Raw genomic sequence first — 17,168 nt, 5'->3', positions numbered from 1 at the left:
GCCCGGCCGCCCCCTCCCCCGAGAGCGGCCGGGCTCGCTACTGCCCGGGGCCGGTGTCAGTGGCTCCGCGTAGCGTGGTGTTTGTCCAAGAAGTTTGCTGCTTTGGGCCCGCGAAGACGCCCCGCTCGGGCCGAGTGGGGCGTCTTCGCGGGCCCGGCAGACCAACGGGGTCGGCTCTCGTAGGCTCCGGGCCATGACTGATTGCGTGCAGGTATCCACGGCCACCGCGACGAGGGACGAAGCGGTCACTCTTGCAGGCGGGGCTGTTAAGGAGCGCTTGGCTGCTGGTGCCCAGATTGTGGGGCCCGTCGTCAGCGTCTTCTGGCACCTCGGGGAGTACGGCACCGGCGAGGAGTGGCAGCTCCTCCTGAAGACGACGACGGAGCGGTACGCCGAGCTGGAGGCGCATCTCTTGGAGCGGCACCCTTGGGACAATCCGGAGCTGTGCGCCGTGCCGATCGTCGAGGGTGCAGACCGGTGCCTCGACTGGATTCGGGAGTCAGTGGCGCGCTCCTAGGCGGCGGTGCTTTCCAGGAGTTCGCGGACTGCGGGGAGGCCGGCATGCGGACGTAGGTGGTTGATGAGCGGGACGAGACGTTGCGCCGGGCGTTGAGAGGCGACGCCCCGGGCGAGGGCGGCCGCGCGGTGGACGTGCTGTGCGGCCACCTCGACTTCGTCGGCGGTGAGGTAGGCCTGTGCCAGCCAGGACAGATACAGCGACTTGTCGCGCGCGTTGTCGTCGCTGTACTGGCCGAGTGCGCGGGTGAGGGCAGGTACTGCGCGGAGGGGGCGCCGCAGCTCCGTCCAGCAGCGGCCGGTCATGATGTCCAGCTCGACGTCGTCGACCCAGGCCGCCCAGTCGGGTTGGGGCTCGCCGTCCTGTGCGCTGTCGAGGGCTTCGCGGGCCGCCTCCAGTGCGCGCTCGGTTCCGGCGACCTGGCCGTCGACTGCGCAGGCCCAGGCGTGGCGCTCGTGCAGTAGCGCGCGGACGGTGGACGGGGTGCGGGCCGTGATCGTGGTGCAGGATGCCTCGGCGACGGCGACAGCGGCCTGCCGGTCGTCGGGGCCGATCTTGTAGGCGAGGAACGCGAGGGCGTTGCCGTAGAGGTCCGGGTCGCTGGCTTCGCGCGCGAGGTCTCGGCTCTCCTCGTACAGGTCTGCCGCCTCCCGTGTGCGTCCGCCGTCGAATGCGGACCATCCCGCTTGCTGGGCCTGCTCGGCGAGGAGCGCGGTTGCTCTCTGGCGGGCGTCGTCGGTGAAGACGGCGCCACGCAGGAGGGACTTCATGCGCTGGACCTCTGCGAGGTACACCCGGTAGGTGTCGCCGCCGCCGAGGTAGATGTCGAGACGCCGGAGACGGGCGGCCCGTGCGCGCAGTTCCTCGATGTAGCCCGGGGTGATTCGGCTTGGTGGCTCTGGGCTGTGCAGGGCGGGGAGCGCCGCCGCAAGGCCGGTAGCGGTAGCTGCCTGGAGGATGGTTCGGCGTCGCACTGAGGGTCCGATCTCTTCACTGGAGTGACCAGGAGAGTCCGCTTCCCATGGGCGAGGGGCCAGGCCCAGGACCTGTCCCGGGACGCGTAAAGCGTCGGCGATCTGGACGATCTTCTCGAAGGTCGTGATGCGCCCGCGGCCCTTGGCGAGTTCCCCCACCCGGTTCGGCTTGATGTCGCACTCGGTGGCGATCTTGGAGAACGAGATGCCAGCGCGGTCGCGTGCCAGACGGAACACAGCTCCGAAATCGTGGCCTACCAGCGCGCGATGCATCTCCTCCTCGTCGATGAGGTCGCGCGGTAGAGCTGTCGGCGGCTGGTAGGTCATGCGGATCTCCTGCCTGCTCGTCCCACTGTGCGCGGGGGGCGTCCGCGTGGTGTACCCATCATGGGTATACCCGCGAGGGGCAGGCGGGGCATTCGCCGAAAAAGGACTCTCGGACGCCAAGGCCCCGGGAGCGGTTACGCCCGCCTGCCCGGGGCGACGACTGACTAGGAGTCGCCGTGCGTGAGGGTACCCATTGCAGTGTCGCGGAGTTGACGCGATGACTGATCTGACTGGAAACGGCGTCTCGCTCGGGAGGGAGCGGGTGCTCGCTGGCGAGCACTGGCTGCTGGCCGCCGCCCCGTCGGTCCGGCGGGTGCGGTTGGACTGGGCCGACTGCGGCACCACGTTCCTGACGCCCGGCGTCCTGTTCGGCGCGGTGATCGTCCGGGCCGCCGTGGTGCACGCCGCGCTGCTCCTCGACGACCCGGAGCAGTGCGCCGGTCCGCTGCGGAAGCGCCTGGGTGGCGGCCCCGTCTTCTACGCCGAGCAGAAGTTCGGCCGCGAGGCCGGATACGTCGCCCTCGTTCCGGGGTCCGTAACCATGACGTGGAGCGTGCCCGGGTCGGTGGCGAACCACCGCAGGGCCGCGCTTGAGGTGCCGGCCCCGGGGTGCACGAGTCCCGATCACGGGCGTTCGTGGTGGGTGGTGCCCTTGGACGGCCCCGGGGTGCTGTGCGACCCGGGGCCTCTCGCCATGCTCATCGGCCAGGGCCACGGTGTCCTCACCGCCACCTTGGGGAAGCGGCCGTGATGCTGACACTTCTGCGCGTGCCCGCACCCGGGGCATCGACTCCGGCTGTCCGCAGACGCTCATCCAGACGGATCGGAGCGCTCGTCATGATCGAGACAGGGGCGGGCCCGATGCCTGCGTACACCGAGACGCTGCCGAGGGCCGCCGCTTCCGCGCACTGCGCTCGGCGCCTGGGGCGCCTGGCGCTGGATGTGTGGGGGTTCCCCGACGTCCAGGACGCGGCCGAGCTGGTCGTGAGTGAGCTGGTGGCGAACGCCGTCCTGCACGCGCAGCGGGACTCGGTCCGGGTGACGGTGACCCGGCTCGGGGCGGGTGCGGGTCGCGATGGTCGACCTGTCGAAGGACCGTCCGGCTGTTCGCGCCGCCGGTGACGATCAGGAGTCCGGGCGGGGCCTGGACATCGTGGAGGCGCTGAGCGGCGGCCGGTGGGGCGTTGACCCCTTGCCGTGGGGGAAGCGCGTGTGGGCCACGGTCGGCCTGGAGGTCAAGCCCGATGAGTGAGCGCACGGCGCAGGTCTTGTACTGGGTGGCTCTGGCGTCGCTCCTCGGGGCGCTCTGCCTCGGGATCTCCCAGGACGGGCCGACGTGACCTGGCTGCCGACATCTGAACGCAATCCGAGAACGGAGGGGTTGATGACGCTGACCACGAGCGGGGCCACAGTGGTGGACGCCGAGCAGCTGTATGAGGCGAGTAGGCATGCGATTGCCCTCACGGTCGATGACCTGTGGCCGGGCCGGAACGTGGTCCTTGGGCCGCAGTGCCCGAGCGTCACGTCGTACGTCTGCCCGGTGACGGTCGACGGCGAGGAGCTGTACGCGAAGTACAGCTGGTTGAGTTCGTCGCTGGTGTCGATCCTGCACGGCGCGCGGGGGACGCTGGACGAGGTACTGGAGGCGCAGCCCGCGTACATCAGGAGCGCCGACTCGGTGACTCGCCGGGAGTACCAGCATCTGGAGGCCCTGCGGGAGATTGGCCGGCCCCGGGTGGCGGAGACGGCCGGGTTCCGCGCCGGCGTCCTGTTCACGCGGTCTGTGCCGGGGATGACGATCGCGGAGGAGATCGCCGTGCGCCCGTGGGACACGTCGGCCTTACTCGACACGGTCCTGCTGTCGCTGAGGGAGCTGCACAGCGAGGCGGGGGCGGGGTATCTGCGGGGGACGTGGCCGATAAACGAGCGGAACATCGTCGACGTCTTCTGCCGGAAGTTCAAGGGCCCGGCCGCCGCCGGGTACGTCGCCGGCCTCGGCCGGGACAGCGGGCTTGACGAGGATGAGCGCCTGGTCGTCGTCGACCTCGTCGCGAACGCGGTACGCCGACTGCTGCGGCTCGCGACGGCGCTCTCTCCCCGGCAGCGGACTGCGGTGTTCGGTGACCTCAAGCCCGAGCATGTCTATCTGGGCGGCCACCGGCTGACGTTCATCGACCCGGCGCTCCAGTGGGCGTCCGGGCCGCAGGTTGACGTGGCGAAGGTCTGCGGGCGGACGCTGCTGCTGGCGTTGTGCCATCACGAGCTGCGAGCCGAGCAGCAGATCACGCAGGGAGTGATGGCCACGCTGAACAGGCACGTCGCGGCGCTGCCGAAAGCGCAGCGGACTGACCGGCTGCGGGAGGTGATGATCCTGTGGCTGATGGACACCATGAACTACCTGACGTCGTGCCTGAGCGCGCCGTCGGGCTTCCCGCTGTCAGCTCATCAGCGGACGCTGGTGTCGCATGGGCTGCGGGTCGCGACGGTCGCGGACCGGGCCAGTGGCCTCCTCATCGGGTCGATGACCGGGGTCGGGCTGATTGACGCCATCTTCAGCGAGGTCGAGCACACCGCGTGGGACCTGCGGTGACCGGGCCGGTGGTAGGAGTCGTCGGCGCGGGCGCGGTCGGCCAGGTGCTGGCGGCCGGCCTGGTGTCGGTGGCGCTCCCCGGGCGGCTCGTCGTCGTGTCCAGGCGCGAGGAGCAGACACGCGGCCTGGTCGCCGACCTCCAGGACCTCGCCCTGTCCGCCCGCTCGCACACCCAGGTCGAGGCCGGGAGTACCGCGGACCTCCACGGGTGCGACGCCGTGGTGGTCGCCCTGCGCACGGACTTCACGAACACCGAGGCCCGCGACGTCCGCCGTGGTGGTGCCGTGGCGAACGCGCCCGCGATCAGCGACCTGGCGGGCGAGCTCCACGGGTACGGCGGGAGCGTCCTCGTCGTGACGAACCCGGTGGACCTGATGGCCCGCCGGTTCGCCGAGGTGTCCGGGTGCGCCCGCGTCTACGGGATCGGCTCCAACCTCGACTCGGCGCGGTACCGGCTGATCCTCGCCGAGTGGGCGCGGATCTCCCCGGAGCGGGTCCAGGGCCACGTGATCGGGGAGCACGGCGACCGTGCGGTCCTGTGCCTGTCCACGACGACGGTCGACGGCCGCCCGGTGCCCGCCCCGGCCCGCGCGGTCGCGGAAGAACTCCAGCGGCGACCGGCGCTGATCCGGGCCGGGATAGGGCGTACGCGCTGCGGTCCGGCCGGTGCAGTGCTGTCGACGCTCCGCAAGGTCCTCGGCCTGGCCGACGGCGTCGAGGAGCTGACTGTTCCGTACGGGGACGTGTGGCTCGGCGTCCCGATGCGCTTCACCGGGGGTACGGCCACCCCGTGCCTGCCCTCGCTCACTCGTCACGAGCTTCTGTGTCTGGACTCTGCCGCGAGCAGTCTCCGCGACGCCTACACCCATCTGCCTGCCCCGACCGAGAGGATCCCCGCATGATCACCGCTACCCGGCTGGAGGCCGCTGCTGCGGCTGTCACCGTCATGAGCAACCGGGCGGAGGTGACGGACTGGTCGGCCCGGTACTTCGGCCAGTGGTGGAACGCCTCCTCGGTTGAGGCCTCCTCGGTGTGCGCGGGCGCTGTCCTCGCCGCCGATGTCGACCCGGAGGCGTACGCCGCGCTGACCCTCCTCGTTCACGACGGGCGGCACACGGACGAGGTCGAGTACGCGCGGCACCGGATGCTCGTCGCCCGGGACGGTGAGGACATCATCGCGACGTCGCCGGACGAGGCCATCGCGTACCGAAGCAGCCCGGCCTCCGGGCGGCTCACCCTCTCCGGCGTCGGTGCCATGGAGCTGTCGCTCGCCGCCGCGCGCCTGGCCCGCGAGGTGATCCGGGGTCAGCTCCTGCAAGACGGCTGGGCGGTGCTCCATGCCTCGGCGGTCGTGCGCCCGGAGGACGGGGCGACGCTGCTGGCGTTCGGAGGGAAGGGCGCGGGGAAGACGACGACGGCCATGCTCCTCGCCGCCTCCGGGTGGCAGCTCCTGGCCAACGACAGGGTGCTGGTCCGGCCTACCGGCGAGCAGGGGGTGGAGGCGGTGCCGTGGCCGTCTGCTGCTGCTGTCGGCCTCGGCCTGCTGGACTCGCTGGGGTGGGGCGGTGCGGCGCGCGGCCACGTGAAGGACGGCGGGAACTTCCACCCGACGCAGCACGACGCGGTGACGACGGCTCTCCTCGCCGGGGACTTCACGCCGCTGTGGGAGACCGGGAAGCGGAGGGAGCGGAAGGTCCAGGTGTTCCCGGACCAGTTCACGAGCCTGTTCGGGGTGAAGCTGGCCACCGGCGGCCGCGCGGCCGCGCTCCTCTTCCCCCGGGTCGACGCAGACGCCTCGCCCGACCTGGTCGACGGCCCGGTCCCCGTGCTGGGGGACGGCGACTTCATGAGCGGTACCACCGAGGACCGGTACCCCGACGTCTTCGAGCTGGCCGGGGGTGTGGACGGCGGCGGGCGGCGAAGCGCCCGGGATGAGGTGTCGGCCCGGCTCGCTCTGCTGCCGCATCATGCGGTCCGGCTGAGCCACGACGTCGATGCGAGCGCCGCCGCGCTCCGGAAGGCCGCCGAGGCGATCTGATACCCGGCCCGGCCGAGCAGACTCCCTCACCCCGGTCGACCGGGGTGAGGGGTTCCATCGCACCACCCGACGATCGACGGAGGACAGGATGACCATCGCAGCTCAGCCGCCCACCCTCGCCCGTACCAGCGACCCGGAACAGATCCTCAACGCACTGGCGCCGCACATCGAGCACCTGACGATCAACGTCGCGGACGGCGGACCCCTGTGGGACCGGGAGATCGCCCTCCTACTCCGGGACAACACCATGGTGCGGAACATGGCGGAGAGGATCCTCGGCCAGGCCGTGGCGTACACGGTGTGCGCCATGGAGAACCCGGACGTCCACCTGGGCGTCGGCAAGCTCGTCGACATCGGGGTGCATCAGCTGATCCTCGACACCCCTGTGTACTTCGCGCTCTGCAAGGTCCACAACGGCGGGGCGTACAAGCATCACGCCCCGTTCATCCAGCGGCGGAGCGACGGCCTGTGCCTGCGTACCGCGGACTTCCTCGCGGCTGACGGCTGGGACGTCGACGAGGAGCTGTGGGCGATCGACGGGGCGGACTGCTCGCCGTGTGACAGCAAGGCGCCCGACAGCCACTGATCCGGGGGCTACGGTCCCCCTACGCTGGCCTCTGCCCTCCGCCCGTGCGGAGGGCAGGGGCCTTCCCCGGCAACGCATCGAGAGAGGCACTGTGCCCGCACGACACGACATCGCAGCCGAGACCGAGCTGTGGGACACCTATGCCGCCAGCGCGTTCAAGGACGACATGGAACCCGTCTTCTGCTGGACGCAGTACCCCGGGCACGGCCCGGGGCCGGAACTCCTCGGCGATCCGGCGACCGCGCTGGAGATCGGTTGCGGTACCGGCCGGGCGCTCGCCTTCCTCGCCGGGCGCGGGGTCAAGGCGACGGGCATCGACCTGTCGCCGGCGATGGTGAAGAAGGTGACCGCCCGGTGGGCCGGCACGGGGGCCGACTTCGTCTGCGGCGAGGTGCTGGAGACACTCGCCGCCGACGAGACGACCTATGACGCCGTCTACTCGATCTTCGGCGCGGTCTGGTTCACCGACCCGGAGCGGCTGCTCGCGCTCGTCGCCGAGCGCCTCCGGCCGGGCGGGGTGTTCGCGTTCTCCCATCCTCCGGCGATCCCCGGGGCGTACGGGCCGCAGGGCATGTACAAGGGCGGGTTCGCCGGGAAGGCGATGTACACCTACCGGTACAGCTACACTCCGCGCGGCTGGACCGACCTTCTGGAGGCGGCGGGGTTCCGTGACGTCGATGCCAGGGTCCTCGACGCGCCGACGGCCGGGCACATCGGCACGCTCCTGGTGACCGCTCGCCGCTGACCCGTCACCCGTGTGCAGATGGAGGCCCGGCAGGTGACTGCCGGGCCTTCGCCGTTTCCGGGGGTGCGCCAAGCCGTGTGCCATCTGGCGCACGGGGGCCCGTCTGGCCCCCTCCGGCTTTCCCTGGCTGGGTCTGGCTCGGGGCGGGTTTTTGCAGGTGGGGGCGTTTCTGCTGGTCAGGGCGTCAGGGTGGAGCCGGTTCGAGTCCGGCTCCCGGCACCCTGCGCCGCACCGGGCATGACCCGGACGGCCCAGACCGTGACCGGCGGCCCGCTCCCGGACCCGGACCTTCCGGCCTTGTACGAGAGCCTCCCCCCGGGCCCTCCGCGGAATCCCGCCGCGGGCTGCCGCAAAGATCCTCCCCTGGCACTGGGGTGATTCTTTTGCCTACCCATTACTCTTGTGGCGAGGCCACGCAGTGTGGCCACGGAGGAGTGAGATGAGGAGCAGCAACCCGGTCTTCTCGCGACGGGGGTTCAGCCGCGACAACGGCCACGCGGGCTTCAACGCGACGCCGCAGGCCGGGGCCACCGCGACGGGAGCAAACCCGTACGCACAGGGCACCGCCGCCAACCCGTACGCCACCAACCCCTACGCCCAGACGGACTTCCAGGGCGCCCCGCAGGCACCCGCCCGTCCCGACGTGATGACCATCGACGACGTGGTGACGCGTACGGCGATGACGCTCGGCACGGTGATCCTGGCCGCGACCGCCGCCTGGTGGATCATGCCGGTCGACCAGGCGAACCTCGGCAGCGCCTATGGCGTGGCCATCGGCGCCGCGATCATCGGCTTCGTGCTGTCGCTGGTCAACTCGTTCAAGCGCCGGCCCTCGCCGCCGCTGATCCTGACGTACGCGGCGTTCGAGGGTGTGTTCCTCGGCATCGTCAGCAACATCGTCAGCATGTACGTCGCCCCCGGGGCGGCGATGCAGGCGGTGCTCGGCACCATGGCGGTCTTCGCCGGTGTGCTGATCGCCTACCGCACCGGACTGATCCGGGTCACGCGCCGCTTCTACGGCTTCGTGATGGCGGCCGCCATCGGCTTCATGCTGCTGATGATGGTCAACATGCTGTTCGCCGTGTTCGGCGGCGGTGACGGCCTCGGCTTCCGCAGCGGCGCGCTCGGCGTCATCTTCGGCATCGTGGCCATCGTCATCGGCGCGTGCATCCTCGCCCTGAACTTCAAGCAGGTCGAGGACGGCATCGCGTACGGCGCTCCGCGCGAGGAGTCCTGGCTGGCGGCCTTCGGCCTCACCGTGACCCTGGTGTGGATCTACATCGAGATGCTGCGCCTGGTCGCGATCCTCAGCGGAGACGACTGACCGGCCGCACGGCACCCGCAGTACCCGCAGTACCGGAACGGCCCGCAGGCATCGTGCCTGCGGGCCGTTCCGCGTCCTGCTGCTCCGGGGCGGGTGTACGGGGTGGTGCTGGTCACCGCAGCTTGCGTGCGGCCCTTCTCAGGTCGTGCTCGTGGATGATCGCCTTGGCGTGGCCGTAGGCGAGTTCGTGCTCGCCGCGCAGCCAGCTGACCTTCTCCTCGAAGCGCACGAGGGAGGGGCCTTCGTCGACGGTGCGGAGCCAGTCGGAGATCTCACGACCGGTGCATTGAGGGATCCGGGAGAGCAGGTTGCGATGGGTTTCTTCGGAGAAGACATGCGACATCGGCGCCTCCGACGCAGTGCGCGTTGCTGGTCTCCCGACACCGTGCCCGAGCGGACGGGCGTTGGCAACCACGCGGGAGGGGCGCGTAGGGTCGGCCGGGTGCTCGATACGACGCCCCTGATCCTGGCCGTGGACCGTTTCGCCGACCGGCTGCGCTCGGCCCCGCAGAGCCGCCTGCAGCGCGGTGCGGCCGCCGACGCGCTGGCCGCGGCCCGCGAACTCGCCGTACGGGCCCAGCGTCTGGAGAACCCGGACGCCGAGCCGCGTGAGCTGCCGGACGCCGGGATGTTCGCCGTGGGCGACCAACTCGCCGTCGCCGGGCGGGACCTGGCCGTGGCACTGGAAACGGCCCCGCCCCAGGAGCTGGACGAGGCCGTGCGGTATGTCGGGGAAGCGGCGGCGCGGGCTTTCGCGTGATGCGTGTGAGGGGCCCGCGCCCGGCGGTCAGAACGAGGCGATGACGCGGTCGGCGAGGATGTACACGTTGTCCTCGCCGCAGGAGAAGGTCAGCGCGTAGGCACCCGAGACACCTGAGCCGCCCAGCAGCACCGGCTGCCGGCCCGCCCGCAGGGCGTCGGCGAGCTGCTCGGCGGTCTCGCGGTGGCCGGGGGTCATGCACAGCGTGGTGCCGTCGGCGAAGACGTACACGTCGAGCGTGCCCAGCGGGCCGGGCCGCACATCGGTCAGCTCGGTCGCGGTGCCGGCCAGCTCTTCGAGCCGGTTCACGGTGCGCTCGTGGTCGGTGACCACCGGTGTCTGTACGGGGACGAAGTCCGGGTGCGAGGGGTGGCGGCGGCGGGCGGCGGCCAGCTCGGGGGAGTCCTCGGGGAACTCCACGATCTCCGGAAGGTCGGTCAGCTCGCCGATCTCGTGCTCCGCGAGAGTCCGCTCGCTCAGCTCCGCGAGCTCCTCCATCGCCTCGGCCGCCTCGAAGTCCATCGACTCCAGACCGGCGAAGTCGGCCTGCCGGGGCACGTAGTACGGGGTGTCGTCACCGAGGCCGGACAGACCGCCCAGCAGGGACGGGGCGTCGGCGGCGTCGCGGGCCTCCTGGGCGGCCCAGAAGGCGCGCGCCTCGGCCAGCTCGCGCTCCCGCTCCTCGGCGAGCGCTTCGGCGACGGCCGCGCGTATCTCCTCGGCGGGCGTGGCCGTACTGCGGCTCTGTGGTGGCACGGAGGCGCTGAGAGCATGGCCGGCGGCCAGCTCCGTGCGCAGCGCCGCGACCTGCTTGCGCAGCCCGTGAGCGGCGTGCAGTGCGGCGGCGCCGACGGCCGTGGCAGCGGCGGTGGTCAGCAACAGGGCAAATGACATGGCGCTCACTGACATACTCCCGGTTTCAATCGATACCCCCGACTTCCTACATCAGCTTGGCCTGTACCGGTACGTGCTGTCAGTGCATTACGTCACGAAATGGACAGGTCTTTCGGCCCGATGTTTAGCCCCATATCGGCGATGACCTGCAGAAACGACTCTCCCCCGGGACGCAGATCACATCCTGGGGGAGATTCGGTCACGGTCGGAGCTCGGTGGGGTTCGAAACCCCCTCGGTGAGGGACACGACGCGCCTCAGCCGGGCCGCTCGTGCCCGCGCTGAGCTTCGCCTCGGCCCAGCCGCTTGTGCTCGCGCTGAGCTTCGCCGCTGCTGCGGCTCAGCTCAGCCGCTCGATCACCATCGCCATGCCCTGGCCGCCGCCCACGCACATCGTCTCCAGGCCCCACTGCTTGTCGTGGAACTGGAGGCTGTTGATCAGCGTGCCGGTGATGCGGGCACCGGTCATGCCGAAGGGGTGGCCGACCGCGATGGCGCCGCCGTTGACGTTGACCTTGTCCAGCGGCAGGCCGAGGTCCCGGTAGGAGGGGATGACCTGGGCGGCGAACGCCTCGTTGAGCTCGGCGAGGTCGATGTCGTCGATGGTCAGCCCGGCCCGCTTCAGCGCCTGCTTGCTGGCCTCGACCGGACCGTAGCCCATGATCTCGGGGGAGAGCCCGGAGACACCGGTGGAGACGATCCGGGCCAGCGGGGTCAGGCCCAGCTCGCGCGCCTTGGTGTCGGACATGATCACCAGGGCGGCGGCGCCGTCGTTGAGCGGGCAGCAGTTGGCCGCGGTGACCAGGCCGTCGGGGCGGAAGACCGGCTTCAGGCCCTGCACGCCCTCCAGGGTGACGCCGGCGCGCGGGCCGTCGTCCTTGGAGACGACCGTGCCGTCGGGGGTGGTGACCGGGGTGATCTCCCGCTCCCAGAAGCCGTTCTTCAGGGCTTCCTCGGCGAGGTTCTGCGACCGTACGCCGAACTCGTCCATGTCCTGGCGGGTGATGCCCTTGGACCGGGCCAGGTTCTCCGCCGTCTGCCCCATCGAGATGTACGCGTCAGGGACCAGGCCGTCCTCGCGCGGGTCGTGCCAGCCCGCTCCGGACTCCTCGGCGCGGGCCGCGGTACGGGCCTCGGCCTCGGCGAACAGCGGGTTGTGCGTGTCCGGGAGGCTGTCGGAGTTGCCCTTGGTGAAGCGGGACACCATCTCGACACCGGCCGAGATGAAGACGTCGCCCTCGCCCGCCTTGATCGCGTGCAGCGCCATCCGGCTGGTCTGCAGCGAGGAGGAGCAGTAGCGGGTGACCGTGCAGCCGGGAAGGTGGTCCATCCCCATCTGTACGGCGATGACGCGGCCCAGGTTGTTGCCCTGCTCGCCGCCGGGCAGACCGCAGCCCAGCATCAGGTCGTCGATGTCCTTCGGGTCCAGCTCGGGGACCTTGGCCAGCGCGGTCTGGATGATCGTGGCGGTCAGGTCGTCCGCGCGCAGGTCCTTCAGGGACCCCTTGAAGGCGCGGCCGATCGGCGAACGGGCGGCAGAGACGATCACGGCTTCGGGCATCACGCGGCTCCAAGGGGCTGGAAGGCTGTGTGGACGGGCGGAACTCCTCTGGAAGTTACCCGGACGTATCGCCGCGGTCACCCGGCAGGCCGTGTGATGCGGGACTCTTTTCTAAGCGCTTGCTCAGATCGGCCTTCTCCGGGGCCGGCATCCGCTACACGTGCCGGTGGGCGGCGTCCGGATACGGGTGCGGGGTGGGTTCCGTGGAGGGGGGCAGACGCCGCCGCCTGCGGTGCTTGAGGAGGGCCCAGGGGGCGCGCGCCCCCGTGACCTCCGTACCGGCCTCCCGGGCCGCCTGGGAGGCGGCCTTCGCCACCGGGAGGATGTCCTCGCGCCGCGCACCGTCCAGCCGGTCGGTCTCCGGCCACAGGCCCAGCACCGCGCACAGGGTGGGCAGCACCGCCATGGCCGCCGTGGCGTAGCCCTCGGCGGAGGGGTGGTAGTTGTCCGGCCCGAACAGCTCACGCGGATTCGCCGCGAACTCCGGGCCCAGCAGGTCGCCCAGCGACACCGTGCGCCCGCCCTGCTCGACCGCCCCGATCGTCTGCGCGGCCGCCAGCTGCCGGCTCACCCGCCGGGCCAGCCAGCGCAGCGGCTGGTAGACCGGCTCGATCGTGCCCAGGTCCGGGCAGGTCCCGACGACCACTTCCGTGCCCGCCGTCCGCAGCCTGCGTACCGCCGTCGTCAGGCAGCGCACCGACTGGGTCGCGGGCATCCGGTGGGTGACGTCGTTCGCCCCGATCATGATCACGCAGACGTCCGGGACCCGCGCCGGATCCGCGAGCAGCAGCGACACCTGCCGCTCCAGATCGTCCGACCGGGCCCCCGGCAGGGCCACGTTCCGCAGGTCGACCGGCCGCTCGGCCACCGCCGCGAGCCCCGAGGCGAGCAGCGCCCCCGGGGTCTGCCCGGCCCGCCGCACCCCCTGACCGGCGGCCGTCGAGTCCCCGAGCATCCCGAGCCGCATCGGGTCGTTCGGCCCGGCGAACGCCACCCCGTACCGTCCGTCCGCGCTCGGCGGAACCGGCGCCGTCCCGCCGCCCACCTGCCTCTTCGCGAGCTGGACCTCCGCCAGGAACACGCCCACGGCCGCCGCACCGATCAACCCGATGCTGCCACCGCCGTAGGCCGCGCCCGCCGCGATCCGCCGTGCCACCCTTGCTCTCGACACAGTCCGGTCCACCTCCTCCTCGCCGTACAGCCGTACACGTACCTACCTGCCCCGCGAGGGGCTCCGCGTACTCCTTTCCGTACGCAGAGTCCGTCCTGTACGCATACTCTGGGCCGGACCATCTCGGAGATCCCGGAGTACACGGTGCAATTCCACGATTCGATGATCAGTCTTGTCGGCAACACCCCGTTGGTGAGGCTGCGCAACGTCACGGCAGGTATCCAGGCGACCGTCCTGGCCAAGGTCGAGTACTTCAACCCCGGCGGGTCGGTGAAGGACCGCATCGCGCTGCGCATGATCGAGGCGGCCGAGCAGAGCGGGGAGCTGAAACCCGGCGGCACGATCGTCGAGCCGACCAGCGGCAACACGGGCGTCGGGCTCGCCATCGTCGCCCAGCAGAAGGGCTACAAGTGCATTTTCGTATGCCCGGACAAGGTGTCCACGGACAAGATCAACGTGCTGCGCGCGTACGGCGCGGAGGTCGTCGTCTGCCCCACCGCCGTTGACCCCGAGCACCCGGACTCGTACTACAACGTCTCCGACCGGCTGGTCACCGAGACGCCGGGAGCCTGGAAGCCGGACCAGTACTCCAACCCGAACAACCCGCGCTCGCACTACGAGACCACCGGCCCCGAACTGTGGGAGCAGACGGAGGGGAAGATCACCCACTTCGTCGCGGGCGTCGGCACCGGCGGCACGATCAGCGGCACCGGGCGCTACCTCAAGGAGGTCAGCGAGGGCGCGGTCCAGGTCATCGGCGCGGACCCGGAGGGCTCGGTCTACTCCGGCGGCTCCGGGCGGCCGTATCTGGTCGAGGGCGTCGGCGAGGACTTCTGGCCGAGCGCGTACGACCGTACCGTCACCGACGAGATCGTCGCGGTGTCCGACAAGGACTCCTTCCAGATGACGCGCCGGCTCGCCAAGGAGGAGGGGCTGCTCGTCGGCGGCTCCTGCGGCATGGCGGTCGTCGGAGCCCTGGAGGTCGCCAGGCGGCTCGGTCCCGAGGACGTCGTCGTGGTGCTGCTCCCCGACAGCGGGCGCGGCTATCTCAGCAAGATCTTCAACGACGAGTGGATGGCCGACTACGGCTTCCTGGAGAACACCGGCGCCTCCGCCAACGTCGGCGCGGTCCTGGACTTCAAGGAGGGCCCGATGCCCTCCCTCGTCCACATGCACCCGGAGGAGACGGTCGGCGAGGCCATCGAGGTGCTCCGCGAGTACGGCGTCTCCCAGATGCCGATCGTGAAGCCGGGCGCCGGCCACCCGGACGTGATGGCCGCCGAGGTCATCGGCTCGGTCGTGGAACGGCAGCTGCTGGACGCGCTGTTCACCCAGCGCGCCTCACTGGCCGACCCGCTGGAGAAGCACATGTCGTCGCCGCTGCCGCAGGTCGGCTCCGGCGAACCGGTCGAGGACCTGATGGCCGTGCTCAGCGGCGCGGACGGGGCCGACGCGGCGATCGTGCTCGTCGAGGGCAAGCCCAAGGGTGTGGTGAGCCGCCAGGACCTGCTGGCGTTCCTCGCCAAGGACGCGGGCACGGCGAAGGCCTGACGGGCCGGTGGCCGGGCCGGGTGCGCGGCCTGACGGTCCGGCGGTGGCATTGAGCCTCGGCTGACGGTCCGGCGGCGGGCCTGGGTCTCGGCCCGATGGTCCCGGAAGCGGGCCTGGGGCCGCGGTTTGAAGGGGCAGTCGCTGGGCCTGAGCTGCGTCTTGACGGTCCGGCGGTGTTGCGTGGAGCCTCGGCCCGACGGTCCGGCAGCGGGTCCTGACCCGCAGCCTGACGGTCCGGCAGTGAGCTTCGCGAAAACGGGTACGAGCGCGTCATGTCCGCGCAGCACCCGCTTAACACGGCTCCGGCACATTGATGGGTGTCGGCAGGGAAACCCGCCGGCACCCAGAACGGCGACAACGGACTACGGAGCGGCTCCCGGACCTCCACCGTCGCCCGGACGCGAGCATCCGGCCCTGACCCGGACCGCGTCCCTCGCGGGGACCGCCGTCGTCCCGCCCCCGGGCGACCGGGGGTGCGGCGGTCCCCGCGACATACTTCCGCACACCGGCGCGTCCGGACTCCCCCGTGGGTCCGGCCGCGCGGTCGTGTTCCGGGCCTTGGCCGTGCGCGCGAGGATTCGGCGGCGGGCTCAGTCCTTCCAGTCGGACGGTGCGCGCTGTGCGCGCTCGTCCCGGCGGCGGAACGGACCGCCGCCCCGCACCGCCTGGAACGCGTTGACACCGACGATGCCGAGCCAGGCCACGACCAGCCCCTCGATTCCGGCGTTCGCGACACCGATCGCGGACAGCGGTATCGCCAGGATCAGCGAGACGATCCCCAGGCCGTGCCGCTCCCCGAAATTCCCCGGCTCCGCCGGCCGCGCACCCCGGGCGACACTCATCTGCTGCTCGGCGAGCTGACGGCGGACCCGGCGGTCGAGCGTGGTGTCGAGGCGCTGCTCGACCTTCTCCAGGAACGAGTCGATGAGCGCGGACTCGTACTCCGCGCCCAGCTCGCCGCGGGCCTGGAGGGTGGCGGCGAGCTCCTTCTTGAGCTCGTGGTCACGGGCTTCCATGTCGACCACGGTACGGATCCGGGTCCCCGCCGGCAGTGGGGCTAGCCCCCGGATTCCGTGGGGTTAACCCCCTGTCGGCCCGTTCCCGTTCCGTCCCGCCCCGATCCGTCCCGACCTGTCCTGGCCCTGCATATGGACATACAGCGACCTTCCTGGCTGAATAGAACGGTTGGCGCCGGTCGTGGCGCGACGGATCCAGCAAGGGGACGGCATGAGTGGGAGCGGCCCCGCCGCACGGTTGCAGCGGCTCTTCGAGGGCCACCGGCTCACACCCACCCAGCGGCGCATCGCGCACTGCATGGTCCGCCGGGCCGCCGACGCGCCGTTCCTCTCCAGCGTCGAGCTGGCCGAGCTGGCCGGCGTCAGCCAGCCCTCCGTCACCCGTTTCGCCGTCGCCCTTGGCTTCGACGGCTATCCGGCCCTGCGCAGGTACCTGCGCGAGGTCGCGCCCGCCGACGCGGAGCAGGAGGACGCGGGGGAGACGTACAACGAGTACCAGCAGGCCGTCCGCGCCGAGATCGAGAACCTCCAGCACCTCTCCGACGTGCTCGCCGACCCCGCGCCCGTGGAGCGGGCCGGGAGGCTGCTCGCCGGCTCCCGTCCGCTGCCGGTGCTGGGACTGCGCGCCGCCTCCTCCCAGGCGCGCGGCTTCGGCTACTTCGCCGCCAAGGTGCACCCCGACGTCCGGGTGCTCGACGAGGGCGGCAGCATGCTGCCCGACCGGATCGACGCCGCCCGCCGGGCCGGGGCCACCGCCCTGATGTGCTTCGCGCTGCCACGCCACCCCAAGGAGGGCGTGGACGCGCTCGCGTACGCCCAGGAGCAGGGGCTGACCGTGGTGACGGTCGCCGACTCCGCCTTCGCGCCCGTCGCCAGGCACAGCGATCTGCTGCTCCCGGCGGCGATCGGCTCCGGGCTCTCCTTCGACACCGTCTGCGCGCCGATGCTGCTCGGCCGGGTGCTGCTGGAGGCGATGTGCGACGGACTTCCCGACGCCCAGGCGCGGTTGGAGGAGTTCGACGTACGGGCGGCGGCGCGCGGTCTGTTCGTGGAGTGAGGCACCGCCCGTCCGGCCTTTTCGCGGTTTCTCAGGCATCGCTCATCTGCGGCCGTTAA

General features: G+C 71.2%; 18 protein-coding genes. 12 read left to right on the top strand and 6 right to left on the bottom strand.

Annotated elements, in window-relative coordinates; all coding sequences use genetic code 11:
- Positions 1-193 precede the first annotated feature (193 nt).
- Complete coding sequence (cutA, locus tag ACGF2Y_RS15735; RefSeq protein ID WP_392946978.1) at positions 194-517, top strand: divalent-cation tolerance protein CutA; 324 nt, start codon at positions 194-196, stop codon at positions 515-517.
- On the opposite strand, the gene ACGF2Y_RS15730 is transcribed toward cutA, so the two are convergent.
- Entirely contained in the window at positions 514-1,818 is a 1,305-nt protein-coding gene (locus ACGF2Y_RS15730; RefSeq protein WP_392946976.1) for a helix-turn-helix domain-containing protein, read from the bottom strand. The two genes, cutA and ACGF2Y_RS15730, sit on opposite strands and share 4 nt — an antisense overlap.
- Positions 1,819-2,035: 217 nt before the next feature.
- Between ACGF2Y_RS15730 and ACGF2Y_RS15725 the strand changes: the two genes are divergently transcribed.
- The 8 genes from ACGF2Y_RS15725 (at position 2,036) to ACGF2Y_RS15690 (ending at position 9,101) form a co-directional block, all read left to right on the top strand.
- On the top strand, positions 2,036-2,569 hold the full coding sequence (locus ACGF2Y_RS15725) for a hypothetical protein (RefSeq protein ID WP_392946973.1): 534 nt from the start codon (positions 2,036-2,038) through the stop codon (positions 2,567-2,569).
- A gap of 86 nt (positions 2,570-2,655) precedes the next feature.
- Entirely contained in the window at positions 2,656-2,940 is a 285-nt protein-coding gene (locus ACGF2Y_RS15720; RefSeq protein WP_392946970.1) for a hypothetical protein, read from the top strand.
- 214 nt (positions 2,941-3,154) lie between these two features.
- Entirely contained in the window at positions 3,155-4,408 is a 1,254-nt protein-coding gene (locus ACGF2Y_RS15715) for a hypothetical protein (RefSeq protein WP_392946967.1), read from the top strand.
- Complete coding sequence (locus ACGF2Y_RS15710; RefSeq protein ID WP_392946965.1) at positions 4,405-5,310, top strand: lactate dehydrogenase; 906 nt, start codon at positions 4,405-4,407, stop codon at positions 5,308-5,310. The genes ACGF2Y_RS15715 and ACGF2Y_RS15710 overlap by 4 nt, the downstream gene beginning before the upstream one ends.
- Positions 5,307-6,446 carry a hypothetical protein gene (locus ACGF2Y_RS15705; protein ID WP_392946962.1) on the top strand — a complete coding sequence of 380 codons (1,140 nt, stop codon included), beginning with the start codon at positions 5,307-5,309 and terminating at the stop codon, positions 6,444-6,446. Before ACGF2Y_RS15710 ends, ACGF2Y_RS15705 begins: the two co-directional genes overlap by 4 nt.
- Before the next feature lie 88 nt (positions 6,447-6,534).
- The gene (locus ACGF2Y_RS15700) at positions 6,535-7,032 is read left to right on the top strand and encodes a hypothetical protein (RefSeq protein ID WP_392946959.1); all 498 of its coding nucleotides are present in this window, start codon (positions 6,535-6,537) and stop codon (positions 7,030-7,032) included.
- Between the two features lie 91 nt (positions 7,033-7,123).
- Positions 7,124-7,777 carry a class I SAM-dependent methyltransferase gene (locus ACGF2Y_RS15695; RefSeq protein ID WP_392946957.1) on the top strand — a complete coding sequence of 218 codons (654 nt, stop codon included), beginning with the start codon at positions 7,124-7,126 and terminating at the stop codon, positions 7,775-7,777.
- A gap of 439 nt (positions 7,778-8,216) precedes the next feature.
- A complete protein-coding gene (locus ACGF2Y_RS15690) occupies positions 8,217-9,101 on the top strand; it encodes a Bax inhibitor-1/YccA family protein (RefSeq protein ID WP_392946954.1) in 885 nt (294 codons plus the stop codon).
- 112 nt (positions 9,102-9,213) lie between these two features.
- Here the strand turns inward: ACGF2Y_RS15690 and ACGF2Y_RS15685 are convergent, their stop codons facing one another.
- Positions 9,214-9,444 carry a DUF4287 domain-containing protein gene (locus ACGF2Y_RS15685; RefSeq protein WP_392946951.1) on the bottom strand — a complete coding sequence of 77 codons (231 nt, stop codon included), beginning with the start codon at positions 9,442-9,444 and terminating at the stop codon, positions 9,214-9,216.
- A 99-nt stretch (positions 9,445-9,543) separates the two neighbouring features.
- Here ACGF2Y_RS15685 and ACGF2Y_RS15680 point away from each other — a divergent pair, with 99 nt between their 5' ends.
- Positions 9,544-9,861, top strand: coding sequence for a hypothetical protein (locus ACGF2Y_RS15680; RefSeq protein WP_392946950.1), 318 nt, complete (start codon positions 9,544-9,546; stop codon positions 9,859-9,861).
- A gap of 27 nt (positions 9,862-9,888) precedes the next feature.
- Here ACGF2Y_RS15680 and ACGF2Y_RS15675 read toward each other — a convergent pair whose 3' ends face one another.
- From ACGF2Y_RS15675 to ACGF2Y_RS15665, 3 genes are all read right to left on the bottom strand, one after another.
- Positions 9,889-10,755, bottom strand: coding sequence for a hypothetical protein (locus tag ACGF2Y_RS15675; RefSeq protein ID WP_392946948.1), 867 nt, complete (start codon positions 10,753-10,755; stop codon positions 9,889-9,891).
- Positions 10,756-11,093: 338 nt separating this feature from the next.
- Complete coding sequence (locus tag ACGF2Y_RS15670; RefSeq protein ID WP_392946946.1) at positions 11,094-12,314, bottom strand: acetyl-CoA C-acetyltransferase; 1,221 nt, start codon at positions 12,312-12,314, stop codon at positions 11,094-11,096.
- Positions 12,315-12,468: 154 nt separating this feature from the next.
- Entirely contained in the window at positions 12,469-13,470 is a 1,002-nt protein-coding gene (locus tag ACGF2Y_RS15665) for a GDSL-type esterase/lipase family protein (RefSeq protein ID WP_392947289.1), read from the bottom strand.
- A 159-nt stretch (positions 13,471-13,629) separates the two neighbouring features.
- On the opposite strand from ACGF2Y_RS15665, the gene ACGF2Y_RS15660 reads away from it, so the two are divergent.
- The gene (locus ACGF2Y_RS15660; protein WP_392946945.1) at positions 13,630-15,036 is read left to right on the top strand and encodes a cystathionine beta-synthase; all 1,407 of its coding nucleotides are present in this window, start codon (positions 13,630-13,632) and stop codon (positions 15,034-15,036) included.
- 590 nt (positions 15,037-15,626) lie between these two features.
- Here the strand turns inward: ACGF2Y_RS15660 and ACGF2Y_RS15655 are convergent.
- Positions 15,627-16,052: a hypothetical protein gene (locus ACGF2Y_RS15655; RefSeq protein ID WP_392946943.1), complete on the bottom strand. Its 426-nt coding sequence runs from the start codon at positions 16,050-16,052 to the stop codon at positions 15,627-15,629.
- Between the two features lie 238 nt (positions 16,053-16,290).
- Here ACGF2Y_RS15655 and ACGF2Y_RS15650 point away from each other — a divergent pair, with 238 nt between their 5' ends.
- Entirely contained in the window at positions 16,291-17,109 is an 819-nt protein-coding gene (locus ACGF2Y_RS15650) for a MurR/RpiR family transcriptional regulator (protein WP_392947283.1), read from the top strand.
- Positions 17,110-17,168 lie beyond the last annotated feature (59 nt).

It is taken from the genome of Streptomyces sp. NPDC048142 (assembly GCF_043202835.1).
GTDB lineage: Bacteria > Actinomycetota > Actinomycetes > Streptomycetales > Streptomycetaceae > Streptomyces.
The sequence above is the reverse complement of the archived record's forward strand: the minus strand, read 5'-3'. Positions and strand labels throughout refer to the sequence as shown.

What these genes read in the sequence shown, in the direction of transcription:
- cutA (WP_392946978.1), top strand. Translation starts at nt 194, where the DNA reads ATGACTGATTGCGTGCAGGTATCCACGGCCACCGCGACGAGGGACGAA.
- ACGF2Y_RS15730 (WP_392946976.1), bottom strand. Translation starts at nt 1,818, where the DNA reads ATGACCTACCAGCCGCCGACAGCTCTACCGCGCGACCTCATCGACGAG.
- ACGF2Y_RS15725 (WP_392946973.1), top strand. Translation starts at nt 2,036, where the DNA reads ATGACTGATCTGACTGGAAACGGCGTCTCGCTCGGGAGGGAGCGGGTG.
- ACGF2Y_RS15720 (WP_392946970.1), top strand. Translation starts at nt 2,656, where the DNA reads ATGATCGAGACAGGGGCGGGCCCGATGCCTGCGTACACCGAGACGCTG.
- ACGF2Y_RS15705 (WP_392946962.1), top strand. Translation starts at nt 5,307, where the DNA reads ATGATCACCGCTACCCGGCTGGAGGCCGCTGCTGCGGCTGTCACCGTC.
- ACGF2Y_RS15700 (WP_392946959.1), top strand. Translation starts at nt 6,535, where the DNA reads ATGACCATCGCAGCTCAGCCGCCCACCCTCGCCCGTACCAGCGACCCG.
- ACGF2Y_RS15690 (WP_392946954.1), top strand. Translation starts at nt 8,217, where the DNA reads ATGAGGAGCAGCAACCCGGTCTTCTCGCGACGGGGGTTCAGCCGCGAC.
- ACGF2Y_RS15685 (WP_392946951.1), bottom strand. Translation starts at nt 9,444, where the DNA reads ATGTCGCATGTCTTCTCCGAAGAAACCCATCGCAACCTGCTCTCCCGG.
- ACGF2Y_RS15675 (WP_392946948.1), bottom strand. Translation starts at nt 10,755, where the DNA reads ATGTCATTTGCCCTGTTGCTGACCACCGCCGCTGCCACGGCCGTCGGC.
- ACGF2Y_RS15670 (WP_392946946.1), bottom strand. Translation starts at nt 12,314, where the DNA reads ATGCCCGAAGCCGTGATCGTCTCTGCCGCCCGTTCGCCGATCGGCCGC.
- ACGF2Y_RS15655 (WP_392946943.1), bottom strand. Translation starts at nt 16,052, where the DNA reads ATGGAAGCCCGTGACCACGAGCTCAAGAAGGAGCTCGCCGCCACCCTC.